At 43.2% G+C, this 9,817-nt stretch carries 7 protein-coding genes and 2 rRNA genes (1 of these 9 cut by a window edge); 5 read left to right on the plus strand and 4 right to left on the minus strand.

Annotation, left to right across the window (positions count from 1 at the left end; all coding sequences use genetic code 11):
- Nucleotides 1–10: 10 nt before the first annotated feature.
- A complete protein-coding gene (locus tag GDK41_RS14270; protein WP_152087041.1) occupies nucleotides 11–427 on the minus strand; it encodes a hypothetical protein in 417 nt (138 codons plus the stop codon).
- Between the two features lie 166 nt (nucleotides 428–593).
- On the opposite strand from GDK41_RS14270, the gene GDK41_RS14275 reads away from it, so the two are divergent.
- The 5 genes from GDK41_RS14275 (at nucleotide 594) to GDK41_RS14295 (ending at nucleotide 6,089) form a co-directional block, all read left to right on the plus strand.
- Nucleotides 594–1,340, plus strand: coding sequence for a hypothetical protein (locus tag GDK41_RS14275; protein WP_152087042.1), 747 nt, complete (start codon nucleotides 594–596; stop codon nucleotides 1,338–1,340).
- 154 nt (nucleotides 1,341–1,494) lie between these two features.
- Nucleotides 1,495–2,820, plus strand: coding sequence for a serine hydrolase domain-containing protein (locus tag GDK41_RS14280; RefSeq protein ID WP_152087043.1), 1,326 nt, complete (start codon nucleotides 1,495–1,497; stop codon nucleotides 2,818–2,820).
- Nucleotides 2,821–2,823: 3 nt separating this feature from the next.
- Nucleotides 2,824–3,531: a response regulator transcription factor gene (locus GDK41_RS14285; RefSeq protein ID WP_152087044.1), complete on the plus strand. Its 708-nt coding sequence runs from the start codon at nucleotides 2,824–2,826 to the stop codon at nucleotides 3,529–3,531.
- Nucleotides 3,521–4,753 (plus strand): HAMP domain-containing histidine kinase, encoded by a 1,233-nt coding sequence (locus tag GDK41_RS14290; RefSeq protein WP_152087045.1) that lies wholly within the window; start codon nucleotides 3,521–3,523, stop codon nucleotides 4,751–4,753. Before GDK41_RS14285 ends, GDK41_RS14290 begins: the two co-directional genes overlap by 11 nt.
- Before the next feature lie 319 nt (nucleotides 4,754–5,072).
- Nucleotides 5,073–6,089, plus strand: coding sequence for a hypothetical protein (locus GDK41_RS14295; protein ID WP_152087046.1), 1,017 nt, complete (start codon nucleotides 5,073–5,075; stop codon nucleotides 6,087–6,089).
- Between the two features lie 264 nt (nucleotides 6,090–6,353).
- On the opposite strand, the gene GDK41_RS14300 is transcribed toward GDK41_RS14295, so the two are convergent.
- The 3 genes from GDK41_RS14300 to GDK41_RS14310 form a co-directional block, all read right to left on the minus strand.
- Nucleotides 6,354–7,070 (minus strand): alpha/beta hydrolase, encoded by a 717-nt coding sequence (locus GDK41_RS14300; RefSeq protein ID WP_232056468.1) that lies wholly within the window; start codon nucleotides 7,068–7,070, stop codon nucleotides 6,354–6,356.
- Nucleotides 7,071–7,555: 485 nt separating this feature from the next.
- Nucleotides 7,556–7,670, minus strand: a 5S ribosomal RNA gene (gene rrf, locus GDK41_RS14305).
- Nucleotides 7,671–7,862: 192 nt separating this feature from the next.
- Nucleotides 7,863–9,817, minus strand: a 23S ribosomal RNA gene (locus tag GDK41_RS14310) (it continues 931 nt past the right edge of the window).

Below are 9,817 nucleotides of genomic sequence, written 5' to 3' on the forward strand. Positions count from 1 at the left end.
TCTGCTCTCCCTATGCAACAGTTAGCTTTGTTTGCCCAGCATCTGTGAACTCAATACTAATATTGATAACTGGCGCAGGATCTGGCACGCCTTGTGGGTTTTGTGCAGGCTTAGAGACCTGTAGTAGCGCCATAATTTTAGTGTCTTTGGTTACTAACCCCGTCTTAGACTTGCCTTTTACGGTTAAGTTAGGTTTGCCTGATATAGCTTTTCCCATAGTAATCCCCCCTTTAAACGCTGCATTGTCATAATTAGATTGAAATTTTTGCAACCACTGCGTTACGTCATCTTCCACTAACACCGCCTTTTTCCCTTGAGAAAATTTGTTTTTAGACGCGGATGATATTTTGTCGCTGGTTTTAACCAATTGCTGCGCACCATTTACTGTAATTTTAACGGCGGCCCCATCTACACATACAAGTGGCATGTCACTTCCTTAGATTTATAGTCATTACTTGAACATAAAGACGCTAAGTAGGTGTAGATGTGACAGCTTTTTTGCCCCTAATATAGAAAATTTCATTTTTCATGAGTCACATTAAGGCTTAAGGTATTTACGAGACTTTAACATGTAAATAAATAAGGAAATAACAATGAAACAGTTAGTACTTTCACTTGCTTTTGGATTAGCAAGTTACAACACCGTCGCATCACAAGTCGTTTACGATACCGATGGCAATGCAGGGCGGGTTACCAATTTTTATAATGCCCCAATCGACGCCATGGTTACACAATCAAGCTCTGCCTATGACTTGCGTATTTACACACCTCATTTCACCAACCGTGAACCTTGTCAAAGCGCCGCTGTATATGACCAAAATACCGATACGCTGATAGTAGTACTTAATGCTGAGTTTAAAACTTTATCTGGACGCATACCTCGTGGTCACGAGTATAAAGAGAAGTACGTAGAGGCTAATTGCACCGATGAACTTGGCAACCGCCAAACGCTCAGACATAAACTGGCTCCGGCACCAAAAGTTGCTTTCAACAGCCAACTCGACGTTGCCAATTGGGTAGACTCTGACGGGCGCAACCCAGGCTACTTTCAAGATGTAACCTACAATGCACAACTAAATCTAGATACGAGCGAACCAAATGGTTATTGCCGTTCAGCCACTTTGGTGGGTCAAGCGCCAGAATTGTTAAGCAAACGCCATCAATTCGGCTTTTATAGTGACGCATTTAGTATTTCTGGTAACGCCAAATACGATGCAAGAGCGAGTGTACTGGTCAACGAACTGCTGTGTAAAGGCACAGGTGGCACCACGCGCGCAGTAGAAATCTGGCACATCAATGAGCAAGAGCAACGTCGCGAATATTCTGTTGAAGTCTTTTAAAAAAAAGAGTCAAAATACCTTATAACTCTTCAAGAAAAGCAACACTTTTGTGTGCTGCTTTTCTTTATTCTTCCCCTGCATTTTACATTGAGTTTACCTCCGCCGATTTAATCTATTACGCAACCAATACAAACCTAATCATTAAGGTATCAAAATGCGTAAATCAACATTGAGTGCGGTAAAAAGTACATTAGCTTGTGTAGTCTCAGCAACTTTACTGGGTATTACTTGTAACACGCTTGCGGCACCAGCAATTCAGCCTGCCAATATAGCCCAAGAGGCTTATCAACAGATTGAAGCTAATTCGCTAGAAACAAACATAGAGGCGCTGCTTGCTGAGCACCAGCTACCCGGTATGGTGCTAATGGTCAAACATCAAAATAAATTAGTGCATTACAACGCTTACGGTAAGGTCAACGTGGATAAACCACAGCCGATGACAAAAGATGCGCTATTTCGTATTTTTTCTATGAGTAAACCCATTACAGCAATTGCCTTGTTACAGTTAGTCGACAAAGGCCTAGTTGCGTTGCATGACGATATTCGCAAATACTTGCCTGAATTTGAGATGTTCGAGGTAGATAATCAACCACAAATCGTTACTGTTCATCATTTACTCTCACATACAGCCGGCTTTGGCTATGGCGGCGGTATTAAAAATTGGGTCGACATTCGCTACTTACTCGCTAACCCATTAAGTCGGAACAACACCTTAGATGATATGGTTGATGATCTATCAGGTATCGAGCTTAAATTTGCGCCTGGGGAGCGTTTTGAATATTCCATTGCGAGCGATATACAAGGTGCGATTATAGAAAAAGTGAGCGGACAGACCCTAGACGCTTACCTAGCTGAACACATTTTTAAACCGCTGAACATGAAAGATACACATTTTTTTGTACCTAAAGACCAACAACATAGACTCGTTGACATGTATGAATATGACGCGTCAACTTTTGAGGAAGCTTATACCTTCAATAAGGAAAAAATCTTGTTTGTTGAAGAGGGTGTGGATAGCGATTACCTTGAAAAACCAGCATTACTTTCTGGCGGGGGCGGTCTTGTATCCAGTGCGATTGATTACAGCAACTTTGTTTCCATGCTTTCTAATAAAGGTAAATTTAACGGACATACGCTGTTGTCTGAACACCTCATCGAGATGATGTTGAGTTCAAAAACACAGGGCCTCGACACCCACTTTATGCCTAGGCTGTACAAAGGTGCAGGCTTTGGTTACGGTGTAGGAGTTAAAGAAACAGAGGGCGAACTGCGTCAACAAGGTTCATTCTTTTGGGCAGGCATGGGTGGAACCGTATTCTGGAGTGACCCTAAATCTGAGCTTGAAGTGGTTGCCATGATGCAAGTAGAAGATGGCTGGATAGCACTGGAAAAATGGCTTATTCCGCATATTTATAAACTCATTAAAAGTCGCTCAGAGCAATCGTTACAGGCATTAGTATTAAGTAATAATAAAGGATAAAAAATGGCAAATATTCTCGTGGTAGAAGACGACATGGATATTGCACAAGGTATAGCCGAGTTCTTAGAGCCAAAAGGCCATGAGCTCGACTTTGCCTACACGGGCAAGCAAGCGCTTGCCTTGCTTGAGCAGCATCAATATCAACTCGTCCTATTGGATATTAACTTGCCCTTTGTTAATGGTTATGACATTTGCCGTCATTTATCTGATGATATTTTAGGTCAGCATTTATCTAAAGTCCCGGTGATCATGATGTCATCACGCTCTCACGAGCAGGACATCATTCAGGGATTTAAATCTGGTGCTTGGGATTATCTAAAAAAGCCTTTCTCATTTGCTGAACTATCTGCACGCATTGATGTTGGATTAATGAAATCAGCTTCACGTACTTCATTAAAACAAGTAACCGCTTATGCTGGTGCCTCACTGGATGATGAAACGCTGTTATTTTCTTATCAAAACAGTGCGCTACAGTTACATACTGTTGGCTACGAAATACTAAAATTACTGATGACCAATGCACCTAACGTGGTAAAAACAAGCGCGATCCACACACACTTATGGCCCAATGACACCCCTGATAGCGACCCGCTAAGAGCGCATATTTATAAGCTCAGAAAGCAATTAAAAGCGGCATTTCAGCAGCCTTTTATTGAAACCGTCAAAGGCGTTGGTTATCAGTTTTTAGTTGGTGAAGACGATGCTATTTAAACATGCAAAGCAACCCACGTTGCTATCTCGGGTTAGACAACACAGCATGTGGCTTTCGCTAACGCTGTTTACGCTATTTTCTTTCATGACACTTTTCATTGTTTTTGCACTTGAAGATGCCGTGTTTAAAGATCAGTTACAACAAACTTATCGCGCTATACAAAACGGCGCCTCATTACCCGATAACTACAATTGGCTAAAAGACACATCACAGTTCAAAGTCTCTGACAGCGAACAAATGAAGTACTTTGAGTTTGAAGATAACTTTGGCGAGTTTAAACAAGCTGATCAACATTTTCATTTTATGAAAGCGGAGCAAGGGGTACTCATACTCAACAGCTCAAAGCTTGGCATCATCACCCGAGTTATTGATGATATTTTACTACTGCTACTATTTATGCTCTTGCCTACTTTGCTCTTAACCTGCTGGTTTTCAGCAAAGTTGTCGGAAAAAGCCTTAAGTCCATTTAATCGAATGTACCGTATCCTTGCTAAAGAGCGCACGCAAATATGTGAGGTGAAAGCCGAGCTGGATAATATCGAAGAGCAAGATATTCAGCTACTTAGCAAAAAGCTGATTGATGCACTGGAACAGCAAAACCATATGCTGCAAACGCAGATCGCTTTTAATCAAGGTATGGCTCATGAGATCAGAACGCCTTTACAAGTTATGTCACACTCAATGGAACTTATTGGCGCTTCTGAGCCAACCATCAGGGAACTAAAGTCATATCATCGGTTGGAAAACGCCATCTCGAGAATGCACCGCATCAGCAGCGCTTTACTATGGCTAACTTCTAACGCGCAAGAAAGTCACACAAGCTGTGTTATTGACGTGATAGAGCGCGTGCTTGGGGAATCGCACACGTTATTAGAAATGCACCAAATTAACGTAAAAATAAATGAATGTGACCAATCAAAGCCATTGATATTACCTGTGCCTGAAATTGTTTTAGAGCTGGTAGTACTCAATTTACTCACTAACGTTGTCCACCACAGCCAAGCCGCGCCAAGCGACAAATATTGGCGAATAGACATTGACCAGTCGAAGGTTTCTTTTTGCAACCCAAACGGGCAAAATGATTTTTCAGGTACTAACCAAGAACGCTTTGGATTAGGTCTACAATTGGTAAAAGCGCTTATGCAAAGATTTAATGTGGCTTTTACTTCTAAGCAAAATGCGCAGGAGTTTAGTGTGCAATTGAGCATCACAACTATGTAAAGAACACGCTTGAAATAGTTTAAGTAAGAAAATAACAGCTAAAAACATGATTTATAATGTTTTTTACTTGTAATTTATACCTTAGTTTATATTTAAAACCCTGTCCCCACCCATTTTCATTAGGTAGTAATTTATTATTAGTTATAAGTCCTGATTTTGCGCTTTACAATTTGAAATAGAGCAATAATAAACTAAATTTTAGAGTCTCGGGGGCACGTTTGATTTGGCAAAGTTAGAGAGCACGCCAGTTGGGTAATCAGCTTTACACAACAATCAAGGATTAGTAGCTTGTCTTTTACAACCTAGTGTAGGTGACACTATGAATAACCTTGCAAAAAAAATCTGCACAGCCTCAGCGCTGGCTGCCTGTATATCAACATCTGCTTTTGCTAACACCGTTTATACCAGTGATTCGAGTGTAACAGCTTGGGATGTAATGTTTCCAAACCCAGCTTATAGCAATTGGACCAGTGCCTGTACCGTTGAACCTGATGTAGGTCTTGATGCCAATTGGCAAAACCCACATCCAGCCTTTTCATTTGGGCATTATGCACACCCTTGGCAAGGCTATGTTGGCAATTTTGCGAGCTGGATAAATGCTTGGTCAAATATCAGCTCACAAGGCCCTTATGGTCAAAACTGGACCAAGTATGCGGTAAGTGTGACTGGTCAAGGGGAATTTGTTTTAAAACTGCTAGCTGATAACTGTTCATGGGTTTACATAGACGGTACGTTAGTTGGCTTTCAATCGGCTTCGTGGAGCGCAAGCAACATTACCTATCCAGTTTCTCTAGATGGTGAACACAACCTTGAGTTTCTAATTTTTGATGGCGGCGGCTTAGCTGGTGGTATGTTTCGTTTAGAAACAAACACAGGTACCTCTTTCCCTGACTCAGATGGCGATGGCTTAACTGATCCCGAAGAAATACTCACCCAAACCGATCCCAATAACCCGGATAGCGATGGGGATGGCTTTAGCGATGGCGAAGAAGTAGACGCAGGCTCTAATCCTAACGACGCCAACGACGCCCCAGTTGTTGATAGTGATGGCGACGGCGTCTTAGATGACAACGATATGTGTAACGATACTGCTGCAGGGGCCCTTATTGATGAAAATGGTTGCTCTGGCGTGCAAAATGTTGCCAATGCATGTAACTGCGCGGGTCCAACTATCGATTTACCTTGGAAAAACCATGGTCAATACGTAAGTTGTGTTGCTCATGCCAAGAATATTGAAGTTGCAAATGGACTGCTCACCGACGAAGAAGGTGATGCCCTAACCGAAGCCGCAGGCGAAAGTGAATGTGGTAAAAAATCAAATGGTAAAGGTAAGTAATCAACCAATGTAATGAAAGATGGTGCTCGATAATGAAGTATGAATAATTCACTCGAGCACTTATCTTTTACATTACCAGTACGGCATAAATAATACCAATTGCATTAAATTGGTGATCAGATATTGCGACAGATAAATGACTTAGTAACAAGGCAAATATTTCGCTATGTAGTTATTCTACATGAGAAATATTTAACGCAGTTAATGAGTTATTTAGCTCGCTAGAATGATCAATGTATTAATAAAATTGGTATAACTACCTTGCTATATCCTTGGCAACGATTGCTGTAACCCTAAAGTCAATAACACACCAAATGAACTAAAGTGTGTGAGACCATCAAGCACTTTTGATTGAATATTTAATCCTTTATACTTTCTAGACTTTAAACGCGCATCAAACTCCAACATATCATCTACCATCCACTTTTCTTCACCACCAACAAACATATAAACGTTCGCTTTCATCGAATCATGCTTTTTGGCATAGGCATCTTCTAAACGAAAAGTGACTTTATTATCATAATAAAGCGAAGGGCTACCTAAGATGTAATGGTCGAATAGCTCTGGCATATTCAACAAAATATTAGCCCCCAGCAACCCTCCAAACGAATGACCTACAAATACCGTTTTATTGTTATTTATACGGTAGTTTTTATTTAACAACGGTAAAACCTCTTCAGCAATAAAGTGCATATACTGCTTTGCTTTTCCTGAGTGCTTTTGTGCTTCTAAAGAGTGACCGTTGGTCTCTTTTGGTGCATAGGTCGGTGTGTAATCTCGTGTGCGACTAATGAGAGGATCATCACCGATTGAGTAGGATATGCCAACAAGGATTACATCTTCAATATCTCGACGTTCCATTAGATGCACAATTCCACTGGCTGTCGCTATCGAGTAACTGGTATCGTTCAACAGTACTAACGGGTACTGACGCTCACCTTTGACATAGCTTTTAGGTAACCGTACATAAAGCTCATACACCAATCCAGTGGCTTTTGACTGAATCTGCAGAGTATAAGTGTTTGGAATTTTAAACTCTGAGCCTTGGTTAGCATGCAATTAAATGGAGATACACATTAAAGCAACAAGTAAAATCTTATTAAAATGGGAAAATACCATCATCCTTACCATCCTGTATTAAAAAAAATTAACCAGAAAAGGGACGAAGTTATATAGCACGATTGCAATAAAGTCAACGCCAGCACCAGAAAGAGTGATTTAAAAACAACAAGTTAATAAAAATAATCCCTTCGTCTTATCAAACCTACAAAAACGAAGCAAGGTGCAAAGGACTAACGACATCGAACTCAGTGAGATTGCTTCCTTTTGCGTAAGGTGAAGTGGCCAGTTTGTAGAATGCCGAAGGGCTCAGCTCAAATGTTGGATGGCGCTGCGCTTATCACAACCTATAAACCCCAAACGCAAAAAAGCCCGACTCTTTCGAATCGGGCTTTCTCTAATTAGGTGCTTGGCGATGTTCTACTTTCACATGGCAGCTGCCACACTATCATCGACGCTGTTTCGTTTCACTTCTGAGTTCGGCATGGGGTCAGGTGGTTCCAAAACGCTATGTTCACCAAGCAAATTCTTAGTGCAAATGTTTAATGACATCGTGCATCGCACGAGCATTCCATTTGCGCAAGGTGAATCAATTTCGCGATACCGCTTCGTCGTTCACCTTGTTTAATTCTTAAATTCGGAAAATTCTGATAATTCGTAAAACACTACTCTAGTAATACTAACTTCTAACGTGCAAAACCACTTTGGCGTTGTATGGTTAAGCCTCACGGGTAATTAGTACTGGTTAGCTTAACATGTCACCATGCTTCCACACCCAGCCTATCAACGTTGTAGTCTTCAACGGCCCTTCAGTTAACTTAAAGTTAAAGTGAGAACTCATCTCGAGGCTCGCTTCCCGCTTAGATGCTTTCAGCGGTTATCGATTCCGAACGTAGCTACCGGGCAATGCAATTGGCATCACAACCCGAACACCAGCGGTTCGTCCACTCCGGTCCTCTCGTACTAGGAGCAGCCCCTCTCAATTCTCAAACGCCCACGGCAGATAGGGACCGAACTGTCTCACGACGTTCTAAACCCAGCTCGCGTACCACTTTAAATGGCGAACAGCCATACCCTTGGGACCGACTTCAGCCCCAGGATGTGATGAGCCGACATCGAGGTGCCAAACACCGCCGTCGATATGAACTCTTGGGCGGTATCAGCCTGTTATCCCCGGAGTACCTTTTATCCGTTGAGCGATGGCCCTTCCATTCAGAACCACCGGATCACTATGACCTACTTTCGTACCTGCTCGACGTGTCTGTCTCGCAGTTAAGCTGGCTTCTACCATTACACTAACCGTACGATGTCCGACCGTACTTAGCCAACCTTCGTGCTCCTCCGTTACTCTTTGGGAGGAGACCGCCCCAGTCAAACTACCCACCAGGCACTGTCCTCAATCCCGATAAGGGACCTAAGTTAGAACATCAACACTACAAGGGTGGTATTTCAAGGTCGGCTCCACACAAACTAGCGTCTGTGCTTCAAAGCCTCCCACCTATCCTACACATGTAGGGTCAATGTTCAGTGCCAAGCTGTAGTAAAGGTTCACGGGGTCTTTCCGTCTAGCCGCGGGTACACAGCATCTTCACTGCGATTTCAATTTCACTGAGTCTCGGGTGGAGACAGCGTGGCCATGGTTACACCATTCGTGCAGGTCGGAACTTACCCGACAAGGAATTTCGCTACCTTAGGACCGTTATAGTTACGGCCGCCGTTTACCGGGGCTTCGATCAAGAGCTTCGACCTAAGTCTAACCCCATCAATTAACCTTCCGGCACCGGGCAGGTGTCACACCGTATACGTCATCTTACGATTTTGCACAGTGCTGTGTTTTTAATAAACAGTCCCAGCCACCTGGTCACTGCGGCTGACTTCAGCTCCAAGCGCGAAGCTCTTCACCTAATGTCAGCGTACCTTCTCCCGAAGTTACGGTACGATTTTGCCTAGTTCCTTCACCCGAGTTCTCTCAAGCGCCTTAGTATTCTCTACCTGACCACCTGTGTCGGTTTGGGGTACGATTCGAAATAATCTGAAGCTTAGAGGCTTTTCCTGGAAGTAGGGCATCAGTAACTTCACCACCGTAGTGGCTCGTCTCGTGTCTCAGCCTTAGCAACCCGGATTTTCCTAAGTCGCCAGCCTACACACTTTCACATGGACAACCAACGCCATGCTTACTTAGCCTGCTCCGTCCCCCCATCGCAATTATTCCAAGTACGGGAATATTAACCCGTTTCCCATCGACTACGCTCTTCAGCCTCGCCTTAGGGGTCGACTTACCCTACCCTGATTAACATGGGATAGGAACCCTTGGTCTTCCGGCGTGCGGGTTTTTCACCCGCATTATCGTTACTCATGTCAGCATTCGCACTTCTGATACGTCCAGCATACCTCCCGGTACACCTTCAACCGCTTACAGAACGCTCCCCTACCCCGCGAACAAAGTTCGCAGCCGCAGCTTCGGTGGTATGTTTAGCCCCGTTACATCTTCCGCGCAGGCCGACTCGACTAGTGAGCTATTACGCTTTCTTTAAAGGGTGGCTGCTTCTAAGCCAACCTCCTAGCTGTTTTAGCCTTCCCACATCGTTTCCCACTTAACATACACTTTGGGACCTTAGCTGGCGGTCTGGGTTGTTTCCCTCTTCACGACGGACGTTAGCACCCGCCGT

Origin of the sequence: Pseudoalteromonas sp. A25 (genome assembly GCF_009176705.1) — a bacterium.
GTDB lineage: Bacteria > Pseudomonadota > Gammaproteobacteria > Enterobacterales > Alteromonadaceae > Pseudoalteromonas.

Excerpts from the sequence above, each read along its gene's own strand:
- GDK41_RS14280 (WP_152087043.1), top strand. The coding sequence starts at position 1,495 with ATGCGTAAATCAACATTGAGTGCGGTAAAAAGTACATTAGCTTGTGTA.
- GDK41_RS14285 (WP_152087044.1), top strand. The coding sequence starts at position 2,824 with ATGGCAAATATTCTCGTGGTAGAAGACGACATGGATATTGCACAAGGT.
- GDK41_RS14295 (WP_152087046.1), top strand. The coding sequence starts at position 5,073 with ATGAATAACCTTGCAAAAAAAATCTGCACAGCCTCAGCGCTGGCTGCC.
- GDK41_RS14270 (WP_152087041.1), bottom strand. The coding sequence starts at position 427 with ATGCCACTTGTATGTGTAGATGGGGCCGCCGTTAAAATTACAGTAAAT.
- GDK41_RS14275 (WP_152087042.1), top strand. The coding sequence starts at position 594 with ATGAAACAGTTAGTACTTTCACTTGCTTTTGGATTAGCAAGTTACAAC.
- GDK41_RS14290 (WP_152087045.1), top strand. The coding sequence starts at position 3,521 with ATGCTATTTAAACATGCAAAGCAACCCACGTTGCTATCTCGGGTTAGA.